The 23,910-nt window shown below is 65.5% G+C and carries 23 protein-coding genes; 10 read left to right on the top strand and 13 right to left on the bottom strand.

Translation table 11 applies throughout. From position 1 onward, the window contains the following. Window positions 1-5 precede the first annotated feature (5 nt). Window positions 6-194, bottom strand: coding sequence for a hypothetical protein (locus AAFG13_RS01930; RefSeq protein WP_249131299.1), 189 nt, complete (start codon window positions 192-194; stop codon window positions 6-8). Window positions 195-347: 153 nt separating this feature from the next. Here AAFG13_RS01930 and AAFG13_RS01925 point away from each other — a divergent pair, with 153 nt between their 5' ends. Continuing rightward, the gene (locus AAFG13_RS01925; RefSeq protein ID WP_342710970.1) at window positions 348-1,568 is read left to right on the top strand and encodes a helix-turn-helix domain-containing protein; all 1,221 of its coding nucleotides are present in this window, start codon (window positions 348-350) and stop codon (window positions 1,566-1,568) included. 87 nt (window positions 1,569-1,655) lie between these two features. Continuing rightward, window positions 1,656-2,300 carry a glutaminyl-peptide cyclotransferase gene (locus AAFG13_RS01920; protein ID WP_342710969.1) on the top strand — a complete coding sequence of 215 codons (645 nt, stop codon included), beginning with the start codon at window positions 1,656-1,658 and terminating at the stop codon, window positions 2,298-2,300. Between the two features lie 28 nt (window positions 2,301-2,328). Here AAFG13_RS01920 and AAFG13_RS01915 read toward each other — a convergent pair whose 3' ends face one another. The 5 genes from AAFG13_RS01915 to bamA all read right to left on the bottom strand — a co-directional run bounded on the left by AAFG13_RS01915 (window position 2,329) and on the right by bamA (window position 9,397). Next, window positions 2,329-3,546 (bottom strand): MFS transporter, encoded by a 1,218-nt coding sequence (locus AAFG13_RS01915; protein WP_212317875.1) that lies wholly within the window; start codon window positions 3,544-3,546, stop codon window positions 2,329-2,331. Window positions 3,547-3,676: 130 nt separating this feature from the next. After that, on the bottom strand, window positions 3,677-4,843 hold the full coding sequence (locus AAFG13_RS01910; protein WP_342710968.1) for a substrate-binding protein: 1,167 nt from the start codon (window positions 4,841-4,843) through the stop codon (window positions 3,677-3,679). 16 nt (window positions 4,844-4,859) lie between these two features. After that, window positions 4,860-5,585, bottom strand: a complete 726-nt coding sequence (locus tag AAFG13_RS01905) for a site-2 protease family protein (RefSeq protein WP_212317879.1) — start codon at window positions 5,583-5,585, stop codon at window positions 4,860-4,862. Further along, window positions 5,582-6,700, bottom strand: coding sequence for a DUF2167 domain-containing protein (locus tag AAFG13_RS01900; protein ID WP_342710967.1), 1,119 nt, complete (start codon window positions 6,698-6,700; stop codon window positions 5,582-5,584). The genes AAFG13_RS01905 and AAFG13_RS01900 overlap by 4 nt, the downstream gene beginning before the upstream one ends. A 171-nt stretch (window positions 6,701-6,871) precedes the next feature. Continuing rightward, window positions 6,872-9,397, bottom strand: coding sequence for an outer membrane protein assembly factor BamA (gene bamA, locus AAFG13_RS01895; protein WP_342710966.1), 2,526 nt, complete (start codon window positions 9,395-9,397; stop codon window positions 6,872-6,874). A 288-nt stretch (window positions 9,398-9,685) separates the two neighbouring features. Between bamA and AAFG13_RS01890 the strand changes: the two genes are divergently transcribed. Together AAFG13_RS01890 and AAFG13_RS01885 are read left to right on the top strand one after the other, a co-directional pair. Further along, window positions 9,686-10,408 (top strand): response regulator, encoded by a 723-nt coding sequence (locus AAFG13_RS01890; RefSeq protein ID WP_212318052.1) that lies wholly within the window; start codon window positions 9,686-9,688, stop codon window positions 10,406-10,408. Next, the gene (locus tag AAFG13_RS01885) at window positions 10,405-11,751 is read left to right on the top strand and encodes an ATP-binding protein (RefSeq protein WP_212317883.1); all 1,347 of its coding nucleotides are present in this window, start codon (window positions 10,405-10,407) and stop codon (window positions 11,749-11,751) included. Before AAFG13_RS01890 ends, AAFG13_RS01885 begins: the two co-directional genes overlap by 4 nt. An 8-nt stretch (window positions 11,752-11,759) precedes the next feature. Here the strand turns inward: AAFG13_RS01885 and AAFG13_RS01880 are convergent, their stop codons facing one another. After that, window positions 11,760-12,146, bottom strand: coding sequence for an EF-hand domain-containing protein (locus AAFG13_RS01880; RefSeq protein ID WP_342710965.1), 387 nt, complete (start codon window positions 12,144-12,146; stop codon window positions 11,760-11,762). A gap of 253 nt (window positions 12,147-12,399) precedes the next feature. Continuing rightward, window positions 12,400-12,867 carry a MarR family transcriptional regulator gene (locus AAFG13_RS01875; protein ID WP_312011339.1) on the bottom strand — a complete coding sequence of 156 codons (468 nt, stop codon included), beginning with the start codon at window positions 12,865-12,867 and terminating at the stop codon, window positions 12,400-12,402. Window positions 12,868-13,014: 147 nt separating this feature from the next. Between AAFG13_RS01875 and AAFG13_RS01870 the strand changes: the two genes are divergently transcribed. Then, on the top strand, window positions 13,015-13,416 hold the full coding sequence (locus tag AAFG13_RS01870; RefSeq protein WP_342710964.1) for an Ohr family peroxiredoxin: 402 nt from the start codon (window positions 13,015-13,017) through the stop codon (window positions 13,414-13,416). A gap of 101 nt (window positions 13,417-13,517) precedes the next feature. Then, window positions 13,518-13,922 carry a cupin domain-containing protein gene (locus tag AAFG13_RS01865; protein ID WP_342713531.1) on the top strand — a complete coding sequence of 135 codons (405 nt, stop codon included), beginning with the start codon at window positions 13,518-13,520 and terminating at the stop codon, window positions 13,920-13,922. 51 nt (window positions 13,923-13,973) lie between these two features. On the opposite strand, the gene AAFG13_RS01860 is transcribed toward AAFG13_RS01865, so the two are convergent. Further along, on the bottom strand, window positions 13,974-15,491 hold the full coding sequence (locus AAFG13_RS01860) for an MFS transporter (RefSeq protein WP_342710963.1): 1,518 nt from the start codon (window positions 15,489-15,491) through the stop codon (window positions 13,974-13,976). A 205-nt stretch (window positions 15,492-15,696) separates the two neighbouring features. Here AAFG13_RS01860 and AAFG13_RS01855 point away from each other — a divergent pair, with 205 nt between their 5' ends. Then, on the top strand, window positions 15,697-16,605 hold the full coding sequence (locus AAFG13_RS01855) for a LysR family transcriptional regulator (RefSeq protein ID WP_342710962.1): 909 nt from the start codon (window positions 15,697-15,699) through the stop codon (window positions 16,603-16,605). Window positions 16,606-16,625: 20 nt separating this feature from the next. Here the strand turns inward: AAFG13_RS01855 and AAFG13_RS01850 are convergent, their stop codons facing one another. Then, window positions 16,626-17,537, bottom strand: a complete 912-nt coding sequence (locus AAFG13_RS01850) for a LysR family transcriptional regulator (protein WP_342710961.1) — start codon at window positions 17,535-17,537, stop codon at window positions 16,626-16,628. Between the two features lie 124 nt (window positions 17,538-17,661). On the opposite strand from AAFG13_RS01850, the gene AAFG13_RS01845 reads away from it, so the two are divergent. Next, the gene (locus tag AAFG13_RS01845) at window positions 17,662-19,098 is read left to right on the top strand and encodes an MFS transporter (RefSeq protein WP_342710960.1); all 1,437 of its coding nucleotides are present in this window, start codon (window positions 17,662-17,664) and stop codon (window positions 19,096-19,098) included. Window positions 19,099-19,118: 20 nt separating this feature from the next. Then, on the top strand, window positions 19,119-19,625 hold the full coding sequence (locus AAFG13_RS01840; protein WP_342710959.1) for a DUF1993 domain-containing protein: 507 nt from the start codon (window positions 19,119-19,121) through the stop codon (window positions 19,623-19,625). A gap of 6 nt (window positions 19,626-19,631) precedes the next feature. Here the strand turns inward: AAFG13_RS01840 and AAFG13_RS01835 are convergent, their stop codons facing one another. The 3 genes from AAFG13_RS01835 to AAFG13_RS01825 all read right to left on the bottom strand — a co-directional run bounded on the left by AAFG13_RS01835 (window position 19,632) and on the right by AAFG13_RS01825 (window position 22,899). Next, complete coding sequence (locus AAFG13_RS01835; protein WP_342710958.1) at window positions 19,632-21,095, bottom strand: M20/M25/M40 family metallo-hydrolase; 1,464 nt, start codon at window positions 21,093-21,095, stop codon at window positions 19,632-19,634. 71 nt (window positions 21,096-21,166) lie between these two features. After that, complete coding sequence (locus AAFG13_RS01830) at window positions 21,167-22,345, bottom strand: MFS transporter (protein WP_342710957.1); 1,179 nt, start codon at window positions 22,343-22,345, stop codon at window positions 21,167-21,169. After that, window positions 22,342-22,899 carry an N-acetyltransferase family protein gene (locus AAFG13_RS01825; RefSeq protein ID WP_342710956.1) on the bottom strand — a complete coding sequence of 186 codons (558 nt, stop codon included), beginning with the start codon at window positions 22,897-22,899 and terminating at the stop codon, window positions 22,342-22,344. The genes AAFG13_RS01830 and AAFG13_RS01825 overlap by 4 nt, the downstream gene beginning before the upstream one ends. 99 nt (window positions 22,900-22,998) lie before the next feature. On the opposite strand from AAFG13_RS01825, the gene AAFG13_RS01820 reads away from it, so the two are divergent. Continuing rightward, on the top strand, window positions 22,999-23,901 hold the full coding sequence (locus AAFG13_RS01820; RefSeq protein WP_342710955.1) for a LysR family transcriptional regulator: 903 nt from the start codon (window positions 22,999-23,001) through the stop codon (window positions 23,899-23,901). The last annotated feature ends 9 nt before the right edge of the window (window positions 23,902-23,910 follow it).

Below are 23,910 nucleotides of genomic sequence, written 5' to 3'. Positions count from 1 at the left end.
TCTGGTCATCGGAACAGGCGCAACCACGGCGCCAGATGAAATGCGCTCATCAGCGCGTACATCGGGACCATGCCCTGCAACGAGAGCGGTCCCTGCATGGCGCCGCAGATCATGTCGGCCGGCGCCAGCGCGGCCACCAGCGCCATCCCAGCGAACGTCGGCGCCGCCGCCAGCGACAACCAGCGCGCGACCATGGCACCGCGGCCACTGATGCGGCCCTTCAACCAATCCTCATGTGTCTCGATTCCGGTCATCATTCGATCTCTCTGGAGATGATCCATGTCGTCATGTGCTAGGTTAGGAGCGGGCCTCGGAGGGGCGAGAGTGACAAGTGTGTCGGGATTCGAATGGACTCGCTGATTACGGCTGCGGCGCGCGCGCTCGCGGCGGGTGATCCCCTCGGCGCACTGAAACGGGTAGCCCTGCGCGACGATGCGCCGGCGCTGGCGCTGCGCGGCATCGCGATGGCCCGGCTCGGCGATTTCACCCGCGCCAAGGAGCTGTTGCGGCGCGCGGGCCGCGCCTTCGGTCCGCGTGAAGCCATCGCGCGGGCCCGCTGCGTGGTGGCCGAAGCGGAAATCGCGCTGGTGTCGCGCGACCTTTCCTTTCCCAGCAAGAGCCTTGCTGCGGCGCGCGCGACGCTCGCGGCGCGTGGCGACGCGCTCAACGCCGCCCATGCCGGCTATCTCGAGATCCGCCGGCTGCTGCTGATCGGGAGCCTCGATGCCGCCGAGCGCATGCTTGACGACCTGGACCCGGCGCCCTTCCCGCCGGCGCTGCGGGTCGGCCATGAATTGGTCGTCGCCGGAATCGCGATGCGGCGGCTGCGGACCAAGCCGGCGCGCGAAGCGCTGGCACGGGCAAGGGATGCCGCACGCCGAGCCGGCATCGCCGAGCTTGCGGCCGAGGTCGAAAGCACCGCGAACCTGCTCGCCACGCCGGCGGCGCGCCTGATCGCGCGCGGCCACGAGCGGCCGCTGCTGCTCGCGGAGGTCGAGGCCCTGATGGGATCGAAGGCGCTCGTCGTCGATGCCTGCCGCTACGTCGTGCGCGATAGCGGCACCACGGTCTCGCTGACACGACGGCCGGTGCTGTTCGCGCTCGCCCGTGCGCTCGGCGAAGCCTGGCCGCAGGACGTGTCGCGCGGCACGCTGATCGCGCGCGCGTTTCGCGGCAAGCACGCCGATGAATCGCACCGTGCACGGCTGCGGGTCGAGATCGGACGGCTGCGCCGGGCGTTGCAGCCGTTCGCCGATCTCAGCGCGACGCCCGACGGCTTTGTGCTGGAGCCACATGGCCGCCGCGAGGTCACCGTGCTGGCGCTGCCGATCGAGGAGGAACATGCGGCAGTGCTGGCCTTCCTCGCCGACGGCGAGGCCTGGTCGAGCTCGGCGCTCTCGGTCGCGCTGGGGGCAAGCCAGCGCACCGTGCAGCGCGCGCTCGACGTCCTGGCCGCCACGGGCAAGGTGCAGTCGGTCGGCCGCGCCCGCGCAAGGCGCTGGATGACGCCGCCGGTGCCGGGATTCACGACGACGTTGTTACTCCCTGCCCCGCTGCCGAACGGCTAGCATCAGGGAGCAATCAGCGCGCTTTCGAGCGAAGTGGATACCCTTCGCGTCGAGAAAACGCGTCGAAACAAGGACCAGGAGCGCCGCATGAAGAAGTCCGAAGCCGAGATCATCCGGGAATATGCTTTCGAGGGCGTCGAGAGCGTGGGCGGCGTCAGCTTCGACGGCGAGCAGGTCTGGTTCGCGGCCGGTGGCCGGCTGGTCGCCTTCGATCCCGATAGCGGCAACACCACCCGCACCCTCGACATCGCGGCCCATGCCGGCACCGCCTTCGACGGCAAGCATCTCTATCAGATTGCCGAGGACCGCATCCTGAAGATCGAGCCGAACAGCGGACGCGTGGTGTCGACGATCCCCTCGCCCGGCGGCGGCCGCGACTCCGGGCTTGCCTGGGCGGAAGGCTCGCTGTGGGTCGGCCAGTATCGCGACCGCACCATCGTTCAGGTCGATCCAGAAACCGGCAAGGTTTTGCGCACCATCGAAAGCAACCGGTTCGTCACCGGCGTCTCCTGGGTCGATGGCGAACTCTGGCACGGCACCTGGGAAGAGGACCAGAGCGACGTCCGCCGTATCGATCCGCAGAGCGGCGAGGTGATGGAACGGCTCGAGATGCCGCAGGGCGTGTTCGTCTCCGGACTCGAGTCCGACGGCAAGGACCGGTTCTTCTGCGGCAGCGGCTCGACCAACAACAAGGTGCGCGCGATCCGGCGGCCGAAGCGCAGCCGCGCGTGAAGCAGATGACTTCACGCGCGCACCGGACTTACGCCGGCGCGGGCACCGCCGAGGGCCGCGCCGCCGGAATCGGCCGGAAGGTCATCATGATCAGGAACGCGCCGAGGCCGACGGCCCAGGAGCCGACATAGAGCCACGTATAGCTCGCAAAGGTGTCGTAGATCAGGCCGCCGGCCAAAGGTCCGGTCGCCATGCCGAGGCTGCCGGCCATCGCGGTGCCGCCGATCACGGTGCCCATCATCCGCAGCGGGAAATTCTCGCGGATCAGCACGGAATACAGCGGCATGGTGCCGGCATAGATGAAGCCGAAGATCGCCGCGACCGCGTAGAATGCGGCCAGCTCGCGCACGAAGACATAACCGAGCGCGCCGAACGCCTGCGCCAGCAGCCCCAGCACAAGCACGCGCTTGGCGCCGAAACGGTCGCCGAGCAGGCCGAAGGCGATGCGGCCGCCCATGCCGGCGAGCCCTTCCACGCTGTAGATCGTCACCGCCGCGACCATCGGAATGCCGCAGGTGACCGCGTAGCTCACCGTGTGGATGATCGGTCCGGAATGGGTGGCGCAGCAGAAGAAATTGGTCGCGATCAGGATGATGAATTGCGGCGAGCGCAGCGCCTGCGCCAGCGACATCGACGGCTCACCGTTCGTGCTCGCCGCTTCGGCGTGACCGCCTTGCAGCGCCGGCGGGCGTCGCACCAGGAAAGAGACCGGGATCATGATCGCGCCGACCACGCCTGAGACGATCAGCATCGACGTCCGCCAGTCATGGTGGGAGATCAGCCAGGCCGCGAGCGGCGACATCGTCATCGGCGCCATGCCCATGCCGGCCGACACCAGCGAAACGGCAAGACTGCGATGGGTGTCGAACCAGCCGGTGACGCAGGCCATCATCGGGGCGAAGATCGCGGCCGTTGCCGCGCCGACCAGCGCGCCGAAGAGAAACTGAAATGCCAGCAGCGACGGTGCCTGGCTTGCGAGCGCAAGGCTTGCCGCCAGCACGACCGATCCGGTCAGCACCACCGGGAGCGGCCCGAAGCGGTCGGACAGCGTGCCCCAGATCATGCTGGTGAAGGCCATCGCGAGGAAGCCGATCGTCATCGCGCTGGAGATGCCAGTCACCGACCAACCGGTCTCCCGCGCCATCGGCTGCAGGAACACCGGGAGCGAAAACATGCCGCCGATCGCGACACAGCCAAGCAGGCCGCCGGCCGCGACGATCACCCAGCGATAGGCTGAATTGGTCATTCCGGAACTCCCATGCAGTGCGTTCTTGCTCAAAGACGAACGAACCGGGCTGGAACCGACAGCGGACGACCGCCCTGGCTCACTTTTTTTGCGAGCGTGGCGGCCTTCAAGGCTCATACCCGGCCGAGCGTCAGCGTCCAGCCAAACTGCATCCGGGCTGCGGCGCGATCACGCCCAGCGGCCGAACCTCCACCAGCTCGGTACCTTGCGTCTTGGCGATGAACATGTTCATCGCCGCATGGTGATCCTGGGCGAGCGTCACCGGCCCGGTCGGCGACGCAATGGTGAGGCCAGCCATCGCGTCGATGATGGCCTCCTTGTCGAGCTTGCCAGCCTTCTCCGCCGCCGCCTTGAGTGCGATCAGGGCGTTGTAGTGCGTCATCACATAGTTCGACACTGCGACGCCCGGGTTCGCGGCGGCGCGCGCCTTTGCGACGAACGCCTTCACGGCCGGATCCTCGCTCGCCGCGACCGCCGGCACCACCGTTACCATGTTCTGGCCCTTGCCGCGGAAGATGCCGAGATCGACCTCGGACAGTCCGAGGAAAGCGACGGTGATCTCCTTCAGCAATCCGGCCTCGTCGGCCTGCCGGATGAAGTCCATCCCGTCACCCTTGAGCGCGAACAGCAGCACCTTGGCCTTGCTCGCCGCGACCTCCTTGATCAGCGGAGAAAAGTCCGTCTCGGTCCCCAGCGTGTACTTCGTCCCGACCACCCTGCCGCCGAGCTTCTCGATCAAGGGCTGCGCGATGCCGAACATCTGATGCGGCCAGACCCGGTCGGCGCCGAGCAGGAAATACGTGTTGCCGAAGGTCTGCGTCATGTAGGGCAGCAGCTGGCCAAGCTCCTGGTTCGGCACCGTGCCGAACGAAAACAGATAGCGGCTGCATTTGCCGCCCTCGTAATTGGTGGCGTAGAGCAGCGGCGTCTTCGAGCTCTCGGCGAGCGGCACCAGCGCATTCAGATTGCGCGAGGTGATCGGACCGACGACCGCCAGCACGTCCTGCCGCTCGACCAGCGAACGCATGGCCTCAGCGGCCGCCTCCGGCCGCGTCTTGTCGTCGGCATAGATCACCTCGACCGGTCTGCCGAGAATGCCGCCCGCCGCGTTGATATCCCCAGCGGCGAGATCGAGCCCGAGCCTGGCCTGCTGGCCGTAGAGCTCGACACCACCGGAAAACGGCAGCACCGCGCCGAAGCGAATAGGTGCGCCGGATTCGGCAGCGCGCGGCGAACCGACGCCCGCGAAGCCGAGGAGAAGCACCCACGCCATGCAGATGATCGATCGTCGCGGCATACGCATCTTGCTCCTGTCATGCCGGATGGGCGAACCGGCTCAACATCTCGTGCACGTCATAGGTCATGATCGCAAGCAGCGCCGCAAGTCCGAGATAGGCGGCGCCGTATTCGAGCTTGGTCTGAAGCGGAACGCCGTAATAGGCGATGTTCTCCGGAGCGTGAGGATCGTATCGCCAGGCCTGCAGCAACTGGGGCGCGGCAAGGATCGCGACGATCAGCAGCATCGGGCTCGGCCGGTAAAGCATCAATGCCAGCAGGATCGGCACGCCGACGAACCAGATCCGGGGACTGAGCACCACCGTCACCCTGCCGCCGTCGAGCGGCGACACCGGCAGCAGATTGAACAGATTGAGGAATAGACCCGAATAGGCGATCGCCAACAGAAGACCGCTGTCTTCGGATCGTGCCCATAGATAGACCGCTAGCGCTGCGACCGTTCCGGCCACGGGACCTGCGATTGCGACATAGGCCTCGGTCTCGACATCCTCCGGATGGTCCTTCAGTGCGATAAAGGCGCCCATGAACGGAATGAAAGCCGGCGCTCCAACATCGAGGCCGCGTTGCCGCGCGGCAACGTAGTGCCCCATCTCATGCGCAAACAACAATGCAATGAAGCCCGCGGCGTAGCGCCAGCCCCATATCGTCGCGTAGACCACGAGCGACAGCAGCATGCTGCCGCCGCTGGCAGCCAGCTTGCCCCATTTGAGACCCGAGAGAAGAAGAAGCAGCAGCGCCTTCACGTCACATCACCGCCCACATCGGTGCGCGGCTTGCGACGGAAGAACTTCATGATGCCGGCACCGAATGCCGCTATGGCGATCAGGATCACCTTGGCGAATTTCAGGACAAAGGCCGTCGCGATCGCCAGCAGCCCGAGCTTCTTGGCGGCGACGCCGCCAATCAGGGCAGCGAGGCCATAGGCGGCAACGCGATCGGTGCCGGCGCTGAAATCCTCGTAACGCTTGCCCTCATTGTAGGACAGGTCGCCGAGCAATTCCCGCGCGACCGGCTTTTCGCTTTCGATGCGATCGGACTGCGACAGCAGGTTCAGGCTAAAGTAGCCGTCTCGTCCGAGCGCATAGGTGTTGAAGTTGACGCCCTTGGGCAGGTTATCGGGCTGCCCCTTGTCCTTGCCCAGCATCGACCACACCAGGCGGTGCGTCGCGGCATCATAGGCCGGTGGCTGGATCCATCCGACCACTTCCAACTCGGGGAAGCCGCGCGCGACACGATCCTTGTTACTCTCCTCCACGCCTTCCTTGATGCTGCTCAAGAGCTCGTCGGCGTTCCAGTTCTTCGCATCGTCATCCTTGATGTAGCCTTCCTTGACGTAGCGAATGACCACGATCCACTGATCGTTCTTGCGCTTGCCGACGACGAGGCCGACAAAGGTCGCATCGTTGACGAGATTGCCAAGCGCCCGCAACACGCGTGTCCCCTCGGTCTTCGGGACGAAGAAATATCCCTCCGGCAGCTTCAGCTTGGCCTGATCGATCAGCGTCACGTCTGCGGGACCAGCGGTGCCGGCCTGGCTCGCAGCCTGCCAGGCGGCCACCAGTTCGGCTTTTCGTGCGGCTTCACTTGGCGGCGAGCTCTGCCCGAATGCAGGTAGCGCCCCGAACAGAACCGCCAACATGATGGCAGCGATGGAAATCACCTTTTGCACAAGCGCGCCCCTCTTGATCATGAATTGGACCGGGTGTCCGGTAACAACCCTAAATAGCAGTGTTAAACGACAAACTACATAAGGGATCGTCGCTTTTCCAAAGCGTCGACACCGCCCTGCTCCAGTACCGCCGGCCGCGCCACCCGGAATGCGGAATCGCTCCACATCGTGAAAGCACGGCGCGATCACACCAACCGCTCGCGCACACCACTTGACATTCAGAGGTTGCGGGCGTATTTCGGCGGCCCTCGCGAGGAGCGCGCCGACTTCGTTCTAGCGATGCTCGGCGGCTGAGTGACATCGATAGACTGATCAGAGCGTCACTCCGCGGCCTCGTCGGTAGGTGGCAGGCTTGCCAGATCAGAACGACGTCCCGCCGCCGAACCTGAACTCCTGCACAATGTCGTACTTGCCTTTCGTGATCGGCACGGCGTAGTCGAAGCGCAGCGGCCCGAGCGGCGACGCCCAGATCAGGCCGACACCGACAGAGGTTCTCACGACGTTCTGATCGTCGTATTGCAGGCCGCAGGTTGGGCACGCCGGCGTGTTGACCTCGCCGGTCGCGGTCCACGATGTCGGTCCTTGATACCCCCAGAGCGAGCCGGCATCGGCGTAGACCGCCCCCTTCAGCCCAACCTCCGAGGGCAGGAACCAGAACGGCATCTGCAGCTCCATCGACGCACCCCAATATTTGGTGCCGCCGAGCGCATCGCCGACCGCCCCGAAACTCGCATAGGTGATGTCACGCGGCCCGATGCCGTTGGTGGCAAAGCCGCGCACGAGGTTCGGCCCCATCTGGAAATGATCCAGCATGCGCAGATCGTTGTCGCCGACCTTGGTGAGCACGCCGCCCTGCAGATGGATCAGGCCGATGAGGTCGGACACCAGCGGCGTGTAGTATTTCGCATCGACCGCACTCTTCAGATACGTCACGTCGCCGCCGACGCCGGCAAAATCCTGCTTGAAGTCGATCAGCAGGCCGTCGGTCGGGTTCTTGGTGTTGTCGAGCGTGTTGTAGGTCAGCGTATAGCCGATTTGCGAGGTCCAGGTCGCGCCCGCAGCCAGCTCCTTGCGCACGGGCAAGGTGGATTCGCTGTCGCCGTAGCAACCATATCCATTGAGTCCTGATGAGACCGAGTTGGTCGGATCGACGCCGCCGAGCACATTCTTGATGTAAGCAGGCGTCGGATTGAACGCGAGCGATGTGTTGGAGGCATTGTTGTTGCAGTTGTTATAGGCGCTATCGAGCGAGACTTCCTGCTGATAGAGCGAATAGCGCAGCTGGAGCGTCAGGTCCTCGCGCAAGGCGAGACCCAGCCGCGGCGAGAACCCGATCGTCTTCACGCCATAGGTCGTGTAGTCGGTCGGCAGCTGCTCCTTGTAATACGCATCGAGCCCGAGCGCGACGCGATAGTCGAGCAGATACGGCTCGACAAAGGAGAGCGACAGGCCGCGCGAGTACTGGCCGTAGCTGACCGTCGCCTTCGCGAGCAGGCCGCGGCCGAGCAAATTGCGTTCGGAGACGCTGACCTCGGCGAGCGCGCCGTCGGTCGTCGAGTAACCGCCCGAGACCGAGAAGTCGCCGGTCGACTTCTCCTCCAGATCGACGATCAGGATCACCCGATCGCTCGATGAGCCGGGCTCGGTGGTGATCTTGACCGTCTTGAAGTAGTCCAGATTCTTCAGCCGCCGCTCGGCGCGATCGACCAGCGCACGGTTATACGCATCGCCCTCGGAGAGATCGAACTCGCGCCGGATCACGTAATCGCGCGTGCGGCCGTTGCCGCGAACGTCGATCCGCTCGATATAGGTGCGCGGCCCCTCCTCCAAGCGGAACATGATTCCCACCGTGTGGGCCTCGAAGTTCCGGTCGCCGTCCGGACGGACCACCGCGAACGCGTAGCCGCGGCGCGACGCTTCGATCTGCATATCCTCGACCGACTTCTCGATCGCCTCGACATTGTAGAGCGAGCCTTCGCTGACCCGCGAAAGCGAGCGCAGGATGCTTGGATCGAAGCCCGTAATCGTCGAGCGGAAGCTCACCGTCGCAACGCGGTACTGCTGTCCCTCATCGATCTTGAAGGTGACCTGAAAACCCTTGCTCTCGCGGTCATACTCGGCGAGCGCGGCCACCACCTGCACGTCCGCATAGCCATGCTTCAGGTAGAAACGGCGGATCAGGTCGCGATCGGCCTCGACGCGGTCGGGGTCATAGATGTTGGCGCTGCCGAGAAAGCTCAGGAAGTTCGTCTCATGGGTCTTGATCACATCCTTCAGGCGCGCGGCCGTGAAGCTGTTGTTCCCCATGAACGCGATGGTCTTGATACCGGTCTTGGCGCCCTCGTCGACGGTGAAGACGAGATCGACGCGGTTGTTCGAACGTTCGATGATCTCGGGCGTGACGCGCACGTCGTAGCGGCCCGAGTGGCGGTAGATCTCGGCGATCCGCAGCGCATCCGACTGCACCATTGGTCGTGACAGCGTGCCTCGCGGCTTGGATTGCACCTCGGCCGAGAGCTGCTCGTCCTTGACCTTCTTGTTGCCCTCGAACGCGACACGGTCGATTACCGGGTTCTCGACGACCGAGACGACGATCCGCGCACCCGCGTGATTGATCTGGACGTCCTGGAACAACCCGGTCCCGACCAGCTCCTTGAGCCCGTCATCGATCGCAGCCTGATCGAGATGACCGCCCGGCCCCGGCCTGAAATAGGAGCGGATGGTCTCCGCCTCTACTCTCCGGTTGCCTTCGATCGTGATCGCATCAACCGATTGGGCCGCCGCCGGTGCCAACAACAGCCAGGTCACTCGCCCGTTCACCGACGTCGCCGGGATCGCAAATCCCGTCAGCACAATCGCCGCGACAAAGCTTCGCCACGTCTTCATTCCACACCTCGCGAACCAGTCGCCCGTTGTGGCGGGATGGTGATGGCTGCGGTGTGGCTGCTGGATTGCGGGATTATTTCCAGTGATTGGGGACTGTGAGCGCTCTGCGACGCGGCCGCCGTCCCGGTTTTGTTTCCAGCCGCGAGCGCCGCTTACAGTTCAGAAACACTATGCTGACGAAAAGGCGCAATGCCGCCCACAAGCGATGCGCATGCTGGTCGATTGGTGGCTAAGCCGGCGCGCTCCAATGCGCGCAAATGCCCTGATGACGAGGTCCAGTCGCAAACCATGCTCGCTCATACGCCAAAAATCCTGGTCGTCGAGGACGACCTGCCGACCAGAGACTTGATTGCTCGCTACCTGCGCGACCAATCGTGCCTGGTGGCCACCGCCTCGAACGGCAAGGAAATGGATCGTTACCTTGCCGGACACTCGCTCGATCTCGTCGTGCTCGACCTGATGCTGCCGGGAGAGGATGGACTAACGCTGTGTCGGCGCCTTCGCAGCGACTCGACGATTCCCATCATCATGCTCACGGCGAAGGGCGAGGACCTCGACCGGATCCTCGGGCTCGAGATGGGGGCGGACGACTATCTCGCCAAACCCTTCAATCCGCGCGAACTGCTGGCGCGGATCAACGCGGTGCTGCGCCGCCAGGCCCAGGCTGGCCTCGCGGGACGCTCCGGCCAGAGCGCCGCGCGCCTGCGCTTCCAGGATTGGACCATCGATCTTCGCCTGCGCGAACTGCGCGATCCTGACGGCGCCCAGGTCCCGCTGACCAGCGCGGAGTTCGACCTGCTGCAGGCCTTCTGCGAGCGGCCCGGCCGGATCCTGACGCGGGACGGCCTCTTGACCATGACGCGCAGCCGGCCGGCCAGCCCGTTCGGGCGCAGCATCGACGTGCTGGTCAGCCGGCTTCGCCGCAAGCTCGATGCCGGCGAAGGACCATCGGTGATCAGGACGGTGCGCACCGGCGGCTACATCTTCACGCCGCATGTGGAGGATGCATGAGCTGGACCCGCAGGATTGCCGCGCTCTTCAGCTTCCACCGGATCAGCGGCCAGATCGCCGCGCTGGTCCTGTTTTCGCTGGTGTTGATCCACGCGCTGATCGGGCTTTATTTCACCAGCCAGAAGCCGAGATCGTTCGCGGACAGGCCGATCCATCAGTTCCAGCTGGTTGCCAGGCTTCTCGCCGAGACCCCTGCGGCCGATCGCGCGATGCTGTTGCAGGCTGCCGACCAGGCTTTCCCCCGGCTGCATTTCGCACTGCGCGACGCAGGTCCAGGCGTGTCTGACGATGCTTCGTCCGGAGTATCAGGCGTCGACGATGTCGACCTGGAGTTTTCCACGAAGACCGCGCCGGCGGTGGTTCGACTGCCGGGTGGCGCCCTGTTCGAAGCGACAATCGGCCCGGCGAAAATGCCGCCCTTCTTCGGCGTATTCTGGGTCAGCACATTCCTGTTCCTGTTCGTCAGCGTCACGCTGCTCGGCGTGTGGGCCGGCCGCGCGCTCAGTGCTCCGCTCTCGGCATTTGCCCGTGCCGCCGAGAATTTCAGCATCAGCCAGGCGGCCGCTCCGCTTGCCGAGACCGGCCCGGAGGAGATCCGCGCCGCCGCAGTCGCACTCAATCGGATGCGCGAACGCATCACCACGCTGATGAATGACCGCACGCGCATGCTCGCCGCCATCAGTCACGATTTGCGAACGCCGATCACCCGGCTGCGGCTCAGATCCGAATACATCGAGAACGACACCCAGCGTGCGGAGACCCTGCACGACCTCGACCAGATGCAGGCCATGCTGGAATCGGTGCTGTCATTCCTGAGCGGCGGCAGCGCGGCGAAGCCGACCCTTGTGAACGTAGCCGCCCTGCTGCAGACGATCAGCGAGCAGTTCTCCGATTGCGGCCATGTCGTGCGCTACCACGGCCCGCTCAGGGCTTCGCTGTTGATCCGCCCCAGCGATATCAGCCGGACCGTGACGAACCTGGTGGAAAATGCCCTGCGGTTCGGCAGCGAGGTCGATATCCGGCTGACCGCATCCGCCGATCACACCACCATCGACGTATCGGACGACGGTCCGGGGATTCCGGAGCATCGCCGAGCCGAGATGTTGAAGCCCTTCGTCCGCGGCGACGAGGCCCGCACCATGGACGAGAAAAGCGGCTTCGGGCTCGGCCTGCCGATCGCTCAGGCCATGGTGTGCGGCCACGGCGGCGAGTTGTCCTTGCATGACAACGCACCGCACGGCTTGCTTGTCCGGATCAGATTGCCTGGGGCGGTGCATCTTGGATCGGATCGGAGCGGGGCAAGCCCGACTCGCCCCGCGCTTCCGGAGCTCGTGTCCGGCTAGATCGAACCTCAGGATCGCTTGCCCCTGCCGCCAGGCTGCTTCTGCTCGGTCGGCGACCCCTTGAGCTCCTCCGGCGTGACGCGGCAGTCGCCGTTCTTGTCGTTCTGCAGGATGAACTCGTTCGGCTTCTCGACGAACTCGCGGCGGGTAATCTTGCCATCCTGGTTCTCGTCGAAATAGCCGAAATCCGCGTCGGCGAGCGCGCTGCCGGCGCGACGAACGCCCTCGAACTCCGACGGAGTAACGTTTCCGTCGCGATTGCGGTCGGCGCGATCGAACAGCCGCCCGAGATAGGCCTTCCACTCGTCGCAGGTGTAGACGCCATCATGATTGGCGTCCCAGATCTCGGCCGCGACCGCCGGCGAACGATCGCCGCCTGCGCGCGGCGATGGCACTGCTCGATCCGGTGAAGCCGGTTGGGCCAGAGCGATCGGCACCGCCGTACAAAGCAAACTCGCCATCGCGATCACCCCGCAGACGGATGGCAACATTCTACGCAAGTCGAACTCTCCTCCGCGTCAACCAGAAGCGGAGCGGAGTTGCCGGTTGCGCCGTGGCGGAAATGCGGAACGACGCGGCTCGGATACAGCCCGTTACAATTTGATCCGGCGGCACGTCGTGGCGTACCAGCGCGCCGCTGCCTCAGCATCAGCCCTTCTTCGAATCGCCGCGCGTGTGGTGCAGCAGATTGTCGCGCAGCCTGACCACGCTCTTCTGCACGATGGGAAATTCGTCGCCGAGCCCGGTGGCGTCGACCAGCGACGCGTTGATCTCCTTGTCGAGCAGGCGCCGGCCCACCGCCGTCAGGCTCACGCGCACCTGCCGCTCGTCGGCGGGATCGCGGACGCGGCTGATGTAGCCGCTCTGCTCCAGCTTCTTGAGGATCGGCGTCAGCGTGTTGGATTCCAGGAACAGCTTCTCGCCGAGCGCGCTCACGGTCTGCTCGTCGGCCTCCGACAGCGCAATCATGGCAATGTACTGGGTGTAGGTCAGGCCGACCGCGTCCAGGATCGGCTTATAGGCGCGGCCAAAGGCCAGATTGGCCGAATAGACCGCAAAGCACAGAAAATTCGAGAGTTTTCGGCCTTTGGTCTCGGCCTTGGCGGTGCGGGTCACGGGCGTCTCCGGAGTTTGTGAAGTCTCGGCCAATATAAATCGTATCCGATTAAATCGGAAGTGCTTGACATGGTCAAACGCGAGGTCTATTTCACCGCGCATCCGCTTAGATCGGATGCGATCTATATTCAACCAAAGGAGCTCGCCATGACCGCCAATGCAAAGGTTCTCGTCACCGGAAAGACCCACGTCACCGCCGGCCCGAACGGCGCCGCCCTCTCGCGCGACGGCTTCCTCGACGTCAAGCTGCCGCAGCCGCACCCCGCCGCCGAGAACCTGTTCGCCGCCGCCTGGTCGGCCTGCTACATCGGCGCGATCCAGCTTGCCGCCGGACAGCGCAAGGTCAAGCTCGCGAGCGAGCCCGAGGTCGACGCCGAGATCGATCTCAACCAGGCCGGTAGCGCCTTCTTCCTGAGTGCGCGCCTCAACGTCCACGTTCCCGGCGTCGAGCGCGAGGTTGCGCAAGAGCTGATCGAAGCCGCGCACGGCATCTGCCCCTATTCCAAGGCAGTCCACGGCAACATCGACGTCACCACCACCCTCGTCTGAGACCATCGCATGACAACCTCCGACGCGGACCGGCCGCCTGCCGGTCCGCGGTCGGACAAGTCCAGAAGACAGCCCCGGAGTTCAAGATGACCAGCAAGCTGATGACCGCGACGCGCCTGCTCGCAAGAGCGGCCCTGATCGCCGGAAGTTTCCTGACGATACCGACGGCTCAGGCGCAGCAGCCGGCCGGCTTCGCGCGAACCGATTTGCAGCGCCACGACCTCAGCGCGCCCGGACGCGAAGCCGTCCAGGTGCGCGTCGACATCGCGCCCGGCAAGGCATTCGGCCGCCATACGCATCCCGGCGAAGAGATCATCTATGTGCTCGCCGGCACGCTCGAATACGATGTCGACGGCAGACCGCCGGCAACGCTAAAGGCGGGCGACGTGCTGTTCATCCCCGCAGGCACGATCCATGCGGCAAGGAACGTCGGCAATGTCACCGCCAGCGAGCTTGCGACCTATATCGTCGAGAAAGACAAGCCGCTGCTGACCCTCGTGAAGTGACCGATGCCGCCTGCCCGCCCCTGTCCCGGGGCAGGCGCGGCGACCTCAGGTTCACTTGGTGCATTGAACTTCGGCCTGCCGCACCGGTCGCGCGTTGAAGATCAGGAAGCTCAACGCGGCCATGATCCACACGCCGATGCCGCCATAGAGCATCACCCAGCCAAAGCCGTTCGCGAGCGCCTGATGCACGACAGGGCCGGTCAGCTCCGGCGCGGATGCGGCATCACCTGCCGCGATCCGTTCGGCGATGCTGCGGAGCTGCCCGCCGTCCAGCGCAGGCATTACGGCCTTCAGATGCGCCAGCACGCCGCTCGCCAGGATGAAACCCATCAGGGCGATGTTGATTGAAAGTGAAACCATCCGCGCGCTCATGTCGATGCCGGAGGCCATGCCGGCGCGGTCGCTCGAGACCGAGCCCGTCGTCGTGTTGGTGACCGGCGTGTTGGTGATGCCGAGGCCAATGCCGGCAAGCAGGCAGCCCGGCAGCATCGTCAGCCAGTCGGGCTGCGCGGCGGCGCTGCCGAACTTCATCAGCATGAATCCGATGCCGATGGTGAACAGGCCGGCCGGAATGATCAGGCCCGGCTGGTAGCGCAGCGACAGGCGCTCGGCGAAGGGCGGCATCACCAGCGTCGGCAGCGTGTAGGCGAGCAGCGCGAGGCCGGCGGACACGCTGTCATAGCCAAGGCCGGCGTGAAACCAGATCGGCAGATAGATCATGAAGGGCCAGTAGCTGAGGTTCATCGCGGCCGAGCCGACGATCGAGCCGGAGAAAGCCGGGATCCGAAATACCGAGAAGTCGAACATCGGCCGCCGGCTGATTCTCTCGGCAACGAGAAATGCGATGAAGCTCAGCGCGGAGACGCCGAGGATCGCGAGCCCCTTGGCGCTGACGAAGCCGAGATCCGGTCCCTGCGTGATGTAGAAGGCGAGGCAGAACACCGCGAGCGACATCGTCACGATGCCGGCGACATCGAGGCTGCTCGCCTTCGGATCCTTCGATTCATGCACGCCGCCGATCGTGAGCACGAACGCAACGGCTGCGAACAGCACGTGGACGAGGAAGACCCATTCCCAGCTCAGCAGCGCGACCACGGCACCGCCGATGATCGGCCCGAAGCCGAGGCCGACGCCGAAGATCACGCCCCACCAGCCCCATGCGACCGCGCGCACCCGGCCGCCCTGAAATTCGTGCGACAGCACGGCGATCTGGCAGATCAACAGCGCGCCGCCGCTCAGCCCCTGCAGCAACCGGGCGATAATCAGCATTTCGACGCTCGAGGCGACGCCGCAGATCAGCGAGGTGATGCCGAACGCGGCGATCGCGACCAGGAAGATGCGCTTGCGCCCATAGCGGTCCGCCACCGTCCCGATCGCCATCAGCACCGTGGTCACCGCGATCGTGTAGGCGTTCATGATCCATTGCAGCGCCTTGAAGTCGGCATGCAGCACCCGCTCCAGCGTCGGCAGGATCGCCGGAATGCTGGATATCTCCAATCCAAACATTAGGCAGGCAAGGCATACGGCGGACAACACGACGGCGCCGCGGCGACTCAGTTCAGTGGACATGATCAGGCCTTTTGTTGTGGCAAGCCAACGGCATACCGCACGCTGTTGCCAGGGTGCTGGCAGCAGCGTCGGTCGATCGACTCACGATGTATTGAGGCAGCAGCGGCAGGAATCGGGTGGCCACGGCGCTTCACAGCAGAAAGCTAGTCACGGCTTGAGCATTGGTGAATTGGATGACTAGATATTTCAGAGACAACAATTCCGGATGACTGACATGACCACGCTCGACATCGACGCCGTGAAGACCTTCGTGACCATTGCCGACCTCAGGAGTTTTACGCGTGCAGCCGAAACGCTCGGCACCACGCAAGGCGCGATCAGCGTTAAGCTGAAGCGTCTCGAGAGCCAGGTCGGCCACAGGCTGATCGAGCGCACACCGCGGCTGGTGCGCCTGTCGGCACAGGGCGCGGCGTTCGTCGTGCCCGCACGCGACCTGCTCGCCGCACATGATCGGGCCGTCGCGGGGCTGTCGCCCGCGCGGCCACGCCGCTTCTCGCTCGGCATTGCCACCCATGTCGGAGGCGCCGAGGTTCCAACCCTGCTGGCGCGACTCCACGCGCACGATCCGGCGCTCACCATCGAGGTCCGGCTCGACGATTCCCGCGATCTCCTCACCGCCTTCGATCGCGGCGACATCGATGCCGCCATCATCCGCCGCGAGGACGACGGCCGCGACGGCGAGATGCTGACGACGGACCACTATGGCTGGTTCGCGACGCCGGACTTTGTCCGTCGCGCGGGCGAACCGCTGCGCCTGGCCGCCTCCTCGCCATCCTGCGGCGTGCTCAACATTGCGACCCGCGCGCTCGCGGCCGCGGGCATCACGTGGACGGAAAGCTTCCTCGGCTGCGGATCCTTTGCGGTCGCCGACGCGGTGGCCGCCGGGCTTGCCACCTCGGTGTTCTCCTGCCGGCTTGCACCTGCCGGAACGATCGAGGTCAGCCGGCGGTTTGGCCTGCCTGCCCTTCCGCCCTCCGAGATCGTGCTGCTGTCCGCACTCTCGGATGCGCGATCCCGCGCGGCACTGAAGACGATCGCCCGTGCGTTTCGCGAACATCATCAGCTGCCTGAGAGTGGCGTGGCAAACATCCCGGCCGAAGTTCTCGAGATGTGAGCGGCCCGCGCGCCGGCCGGCTATCGCCGCACGCGGCCGGCCCGCTTTCCCTCGAACAGCGCCCGGTCCGATGCGAGCGCCTTGGCCAGAAAATCGAGCGTGGCGCGGATGCGCGCGGTTCGCTTGAGATCGTCATGCGTCAACAGCCACAGCGCCGATCGCGGCTCGGTGAGCGTCTTCGGCATCAGCCGGCGCAGCGCGGGCGCGAGATCGCCGACATAGCAGGGAAGCAACGCAAGCCCCAGTCCCGCAGCCGCGGCATCGCGCAGCGCCGGAAGCGCGTCGACGCGGCAAGCAAAGCGCGCCGAGCGAAGGTTCGCGCGCATCCAGCCGGCGATCACGGTTCCCGCCAGCGCATCGTCGAGCCCGACCCAGTCGTGTGCGGACAGATCCTTGTCGTCACGCCGGGCGAGATAGGCCCGCGATCCGTAGACCGCATGGGCAAGCTCGGCGACGCGCCGCCCGACCAGCAGCTCGGACGGTGCCGGCGTCGGCCGGATCGCGATCTCGGCCTCGCGGCGGGTCAGGTTCGCCATCGCATTGGAGATGATGATTTCCGGCTGGATCTCCGGATGCGCAGCGCGCATCGCGGGCAGATGCCCCATCAGCACCGCGCCGAGCGTATCGGTCGTCGTGATCCGCACCGGGCCTGACGGCCTGAGGTCCTGTCCCGCGAGCCTGCGCTCCAGCGCAAGCACTTCGTCCTCGAGCCGGGCCGCCGACGCCGCCGCGGTCTCGCCGGCCGGTGTCGGCGCATAACCATCGCGGAAGCGCTCGAACAGGCGCGTGCCGATCGCTGCTTCGATCGCGCCGAGCCGGCGAAACACCGTCGAATGCGTGACACCCAGTCTGCGCGCTGCCCCGGAGAGACTGCCCTCGCGCGCAACCGCGAGGACGAGGCGAAGATCATTCCAGTCAAGCGCGCTGTGCATTTTTGCAAACTCGGTTCGCAAGGCTGGCGAATATCTTATCACAAACAGACAGGCCATCTTCCCGAAAAGTTCGGCCGACAGGCGCACCTCGTGTGCCGCGCCGGCGACGCAGAGGAGCTGGCAGGTGACAAGCGAGACCACCGAGACGTTGCAATTGCACGACACAAGGCCGGCAACGGTCGACCCGCGGCGATGGCTGGCGCTGCCCGTGCTGCTCACCGGCGCCTTCCTGCCGATCCTCGACTTCAACGTCGTCAACCTCGCGCTGCCGGCCATTCGCGACAATCTCGGCGCTACAGCGAGCCAGGTGCAGTTCGTGATCTCGGCCTATGCCGCGACCTACGCGGTCTTCCTGATCACGGGCGGCCGGCTCGGCGACCTGCTCGGCCGCCGGCGCATGTTCCTGACCGGCGTCGCCGGCTTCACGATCGCGTCGGTGCTGTGCGGCATCGCATGGTCGCCGGACGTACTGGTCGCCGGTCGGATCCTGCAGGGCCTCACCGCGACCGTGATGGCGCCGCAGGTGCTCGCCTCGATCCGCGTGCTGTTTCCGGCGGCCGAACAGGGCCGCGCGCTCGGCTTCTACGGCGCGACGTTCGGCCTCGCCAACATCTGCGGCCAGGTGCTCGGCGGCGTCCTGGTCTCGGCCCATCCGTTCGGACTGGCCTGGCAGGCGATCTTCCTCATCAACGTGCCGATCGGCCTCGCCGCCTTCATCGGCGGATTGCTGTACCTGACCGATTCGCGTGCCGAGCATGCCCAAAGGCTCGACATCGGCGGTGTCATCCTGCTGTCGCTCACGTTGGGCCTCCTGGTCTATCCGCTGATCGAGGGACGGGAATCCGGCTGGCCGGCCTGGATCGTCGCAATGCTGCTGGCCTCTCCGCTGATGCTCGCCGCCTTCGTCCGCTTCGAGGCGCGCCTGAAAGCCCGCGGCGGCGACCCGCTGGTCGCGCTGCATCTGCTGCGCAACAGCGATTTCGTCATCGGGCTGGTGATGGCGCTCGCCTTCTACATGCTGTCGTCGTTCTACCTCACCTTTGCGGTCTACCTACAGAGTGGGCTGCATTTTTCACCGCTGGCGGCCGGCCTCGCCACCCTGCCCTTTGCCACCGGCTTCTTCGTGAGTTCGCTGGTGTCGTCGCTGGTGATGCAATGGCTCGGCGCGCGCACGCTGACGCTGGGCTTCGCGCTCCAGGTCATCGGCTTCGGTGTCGTGATGCTCTCGGTCAGTGGCGCACTGCCCCAAAGCCTTGAATTCGGCCTAATCTGCGGCGGGCTCGGCTTCGGCACCGTGATGCCGTCGGTCATCAAGGCCGTGATCGGTAGCATCGATCCACGCCATGCCGGGCTGGCATCGGGGATGATGATCTCGACCTTCCAGATCGGCGCCGCACTCGGCGTCGCAATCATCGGCGGCGTCTTCTACAGCCTGCTCGGGCCGCACCCGCAGGCCGACGACTACGCCCACGCCTTCACGGTCGCGCTCGGCTGCAATGTCGCGCTGCTGGCGCTCGGCGGCTGGCTATCGCTGTGGCTGCCGCGCGAGCCGGCAGCTTGAGTTGAGACGAGGACAATTCCATGAACGCCCCGCTATACGACGCCTCCGTTCCGGTGTTCCGGCAGATGCTCGACGCGCTTGCCGATCTCCTGCGCAAGGGCGAGGCTCATGCCCGCGAACGCGGTCTCGATCCCGACGCCATGCTCGCGGCGCGGCTGGCGCCGGACATGCTGACGCTGGTCGGCCAGGTGCAACGGGCCAGCGATCACGCCAAGGGCGCTGCCGGGCGGCTCGCCGGCCTCGAGCCGCCGCCCTTTGCCGACGACGAACAGAGCCTCGTCGAGGCCTACGCCCGGATCTCGCGAACGCGCGACTACATCGACACGGTCCCGGTTCGGGCCTTCGACCAAGCGGCGGAACGCACCATCACCTTGCCGTTCGGCGTTCCGCCAATGCCGGCAGCGCGCTATCTGTACGGCTTCGCGCTGCCGAGCCTGTTCTTCCACGTCACGACGGCCTACGCGATCCTGCGCCATCGCGGCGTGACGCTCGGCAAGCGTGACTTCCTCGGCAAATACCTCTCGTAATGAGCTCTATTTCTTCGCGACTTCGCGAAGCGTGGTGTAGACCCACTCCGCCCCCTGCTTGATGGCCTCGACGCCGATCCTTTCGTCGTTGCCATGCATCCGGCTCAGGATGTCGTCGTCGAGCGGATAGGGATAGATGCCGTAGACCGGCACGTTGCGCTCGCGCCAGGCGATGGCGTCGGTCCCCGCTTCGAACATCGTCGGCACCAGGACGGCGTCTTTCCAGACCCGCTTTGCGTTGCGATCCAGCGCCGCATAGAGCTCGGTATTGATGGGCGACGCCGGGATCTTGGAGCGCGTCAGGTAAGCGTCCCGCGCGTCCTGCTGCGACAACGACGTGACGATGCTGACTTCGATGCCGGGATCGCCGATCGCACGTTTGATCTCCTCGATCATCTGATCCGTGGTGCTGCCCGGCAGCAGCCGCGTGTTCACGACCGCCTTGGCGTCGCCGGGGATCACATTGGGCTTGATGCCGGCATCGATCATGGTGATCACCATGGTATCGCGCAGCAGCGCGTGCAGCAGCAGGCTGTCCTTGGGATTGTCGGCGACCAGTTTCTTTCCGGTCGCGTCGAGATCGCCCTGGTCCTTGGCGGCCAATAGCTGCTTGATATCGGCTGCCGTCTGTTCCGAACTGATCGGAAGCAACGCCTTGAAATAGGCTTCGGTCGCCGGCACCAGCTTGACGGCCGGATCATGCACCGCGAGCTTGGCCAGCGCCGCGATCAGGCGATCGTTGGCCATCGCGCCCGCCGGGAACGGTCGTGAGGAATGACCGGAGGGACCGGTCGTCTTCAGCGCGAACGTCGCCGAGAGCTTTTCCGCCGTCGTGACATTGATCTGGCGCACCGCGCCATCGCGCTCCTGCAGCACATAGCCGCCTTCGTTCAGTGCGAACTCGGCGTCGATCTTGTCCCAATGGTTCTTCGCCAGCCATACCGTGCTGTACTGCCCCTGCTCCTCGTCGGCTTCGGCGAGGAAGATCACATCGCGCGACAGCGGCGTCTTCTCCTCGGCGAGCCGCATCACCGCGCCGGCGAAGACGGCGAGCCCACCCTTGAAGTCCATCGCGCCGCGGCCGTAGACGAAGCCGTCCTTCTCGACGCCCGCGAACGGCTCCACTGTCCATTTCTCGCGCTCGACCGGAACGACGTCGGCATGCGCGGCCAGCAGCACCGGTTTCCGCGAACCGTCGCCGCGCAGCCGCGCAATGAAGTGCGCAGCCTTGCCGTTCGGGGCGACGAAGATGTCCACCTCGGCGCCGAGCGGCGCGAATTGCGACTTCAGATATTCGGCGAGCGCCCGCGTATCGCCCGGGCCATTCGAAGTGTCGAAAGAGATCAGCTTCTTGAGCAGCGCAACCGTCCGATCGCCCGGCTGCTCGGCGCGCGCGTGTCCCACTCCGGCACAGGACAGCAGCGCGGCAAGGGCTAATGTAGCAACGCGGGTCTTGATCGACGGCACCATGTTCTTCTGCCTCCCTTATCTGGTTTTGAAACAGGATAACTTGCGCCGTTCACCGCAGCGAGTCCTTGAGCTCAAGAAGTTCTGGGGAACATCACCTTCAACATCGCAGCCGCAAGCAACGTCGTCACGGCAAGGCCGGTGGAGAGATAGAGCGCGCTGGCATCGCCGTACCGGTCGATCACGACTGCATAGACCAGCGGCGCCGCCGCGGGCAGGATGAAGCTCGGAACGATGAGCCGGCCGACCAGCGTGCCATAGCTGCGATGATCGAACAGGATCAGCGGCAGCGTTCCCCTGGTGATGGTCAGAATGCCGTTGCATGCGCCGTAGAGCAGCGCGAAGGCAATCCCCATCTCCTTCGCCGTTCCGCTGAACAGTCCGGCGATGAACGACAGCGGCATGATCAGGCAGGCCATCAAATTGAGCGCGAGTGGATCGAGCCGTGCACCGAACAGGACTTCGCAGAGACGCGCGGCGGATTGCCCGATGCCCCGGAGCGTTGCGATCCATACTGCCACCGTGACGGTGAGCCCGAGCCCGGCGAGCACCGCGATCATGTGCGCGGACATGCCGGCATTCAGGAAATTCGCTCCGGTCATGATGACGGCATAGAGGGCGCCTGCCGCCGCAAGCTGCCGGCGGCTGGCGGCGCGTGGTTGCTTGGATGCCGGCGCCGTGGAGCTCGGCACGCCGGCAAACCGCTTGTTCGGGATCAGCAAGTGTAGCGGGACAGTCAGCAGTGCGAGCCCGGCATAAACCAGCACCGCGACGCGCCAGCCGAACTGTTCCGAAAGCATATGGCCGAGCGGCCAGAACACGGTTGCCGCCAGGCCACCGAGCAAGGTGATCCCGGACATCGCGCGGCGCGCCTCCGGTCCGCCGATCCGGGCCAGCGCCGCGAACGCTGCATCGTACAGCGTCAGCCGCATGCCGAGGCCGAGCACGATCCAGGATGCGAAATAGGTCGAGATCTGATGCGAGACCGCGAGACCGGCGCAGCTGAGCGCGTTGATCACGGCGCCTGCGACCATGACCTCCCGGCCGCCACGGCGGTCCACCCACCTCCCCGCAAGCGGTGACGCCACGCCCATCGCCAGCAGCGCCGCGGCGAATCCGCCGTAGACGATGTCGCGCCCCCAGCCGAGATCCGCGGCGATCTGCTCGCCGAAGCCGCCGATCAGATAGTAGGTCGCGCCCCACGAGATCAGTTGAGCCAGCCCGAGCGCGGCCACGACGCGGCGGGCGATCACCGTGGCAATTCCCTCTCCGCGGGAAGCGTGGAGGCGCCCGGTCCAAGCGGCCGCTGCATCAGCACGGTGTCGACCCATTGCCCCAGTTTGAAGCCGACCGATCTTAGCGTCCCGACCATCTCGAAGCCCAAGCGACGATGCAGCGCGATCGATCCGGCGTTGCCGCTGTTGCCGATCACGGCCAGCATCTGCCGCCACGGCCCCGCTTCGGTACGCACGATCAATCCCTGAAGCAGCGCCACGCCGATACCGCGGCCGTGCAGCCCGTTGGACACGTAGACCGAGTCCTCGATGGTGTGGCGATAGGCCGGCCGCGGCCGGTACGCTGTCGCATAGCAATAGCCGGCCACGCGTCCATCAACATCTGCCACGAGATACGGCAGCCCCGCCGCTACCACCGCATTCCGGCGGCTACGCATCTCGTCCACCGTCGGCGGCACCTCCTCGAAGGTCGCCAGTCCGTTGAGCACGTGATGGGCGTAGATGCCCTGCACGTCGGCCATGTCGTCATCCGCTGCGTCGCGCACGACGACGCCGTTGTTGCCTATCGCCATTCCGTCTCTCACCCGAGCCGTCAATATTGCCCGAGCATGCATCCGCGCGTTATATAAATGAAGCTTTGGTTGGTTATGCACAGCATAAGAGATACTTTGATGAAGAATCTCAACCTCGACTATCTCGAAAGCTTCGCCGTCGTGATCGATTGCGGCAGCTTCTCTGCAGCGGCCGAGCGGCTGCAACTCACGCAGCCGGCGGTGAGCTTGCAGGTGCGCCAGCTCGAGAGGAGCCTGAATGCGACGTTGATCGAGCGGGTCGGGCGACGGGCGAGGCCGACGGCCGCCGGCGTCGCGTTGCTCTCACACGCGCAGCAGATCAGCGCGGCGGTGACGTCGGCGGTCGACGCCGTCGCGCAGCAGACGGCGGGAACGGCAGGCCGCGTGCGGCTCGGCACCGGTGCGACCGCCTGCATCTTCCTGCTGCCGCCGATCCTGAAGGAGCTGCGCGCCGCACTGCCCTCGCTCGAGATCACGGTCACCACCGGCAACACCGCGGAGATCGCGCGGGCGGTCGAGGACAACACGATCGACATCGCCCTGGTCACGCTGCCGGTGTCGGGGCGCAGCTTCGAGATCACTCCGGTCATGAATGACGAGTTCGTGCTGATCGCGCCGCGCGACATGATGCTGCCGCCGCGGATCACGCCGGAGGTGCTGGCGACCAGGCCGGTTCTGCTGTTCGAACCCGGCGGCAACACCAGGCGCACCGCCGACGAGTGGCTGGCGCGGGGCGGCGTGTCGCTGAAGCCGTTGATGTCGCTGGGCAGCGTCGAGGCGATCAAGGAGATGGTGCGCGCCGGCCTCGGCTGCGCGATCCTGCCCGGCATGGCCGTGCCGGCCAACACCAAGCAGCGCGACCTGATCGTCCGGTCGCTGTCGCCAAAGCTCCACCGCCGGCTCGCGGTCGTGATCCGGCGCGACAAGCGCCTCGACCGCGGGCTGCGGCAGACGCTGTCGGCGCTGAAGGCACTCTCGGCCGCGAAGGACAACCGCAGGTAGGGAGGACGC

The organism is Bradyrhizobium sp. B124 (genome assembly GCF_038967635.1).
Lineage (GTDB): Bacteria > Pseudomonadota > Alphaproteobacteria > Rhizobiales > Xanthobacteraceae > Bradyrhizobium.
The sequence above is the reverse complement of the archived record's forward strand: the minus strand, read 5'-3'. Positions and strand labels throughout refer to the sequence as shown.